Source organism: Lederbergia sp. B243.17, from assembly GCF_057657925.1.
In genome coordinates this window covers 1-388 of sequence record NZ_JBWBKF010000083.1, presented here as the reverse complement: position 1 = coordinate 388, position 388 = coordinate 1, and the positions used below count along the sequence as shown (strand labels likewise).

The following is a 388-nucleotide window of genomic DNA, read 5'->3' as shown; positions in this document are numbered from 1 at the left end:
TGATACGAAAAAAGCCGGCGGAATTTTACGATGAGTAAAATTCCGCCGGCTTTAATTGTCTTTCATGAAAGATAAGGACCACTTCTGATAAAATTAAGTCACCACAACAAAATATTATCGGAAAGAAGGGTCCTTATGTTTTAAAATTATAACATGAATCAATTGGTTTTGCCTTTAGATTTAGAAGTGAAACTACAAAATAATGATATTGCCTTCCATATCCATCATTTGGTCGAAAGCATCCCTGATGAAGCGTTCGAACCATTTCTCCGAAATGAGGGCTGTCCTGCCTACCATCCGCGCATGATGCTTAAAATCATCTTATGCGGTTATACTCAGTCGGCATTTTCCGGGCGCAAGATCGAGGCGCTTCTCAAAGACAGTATCC

1 protein-coding gene is annotated in these 388 nt (G+C 39.7%); it reads left to right on the top strand.

The features are described 5' to 3' along the window. Positions 1-153: 153 nt before the first annotated feature. Positions 154-388 (top strand): transposase (locus tag AC0TWI_RS16255; protein ID WP_488127392.1); only part of this gene is annotated, 235 nt, incomplete at its 3' end.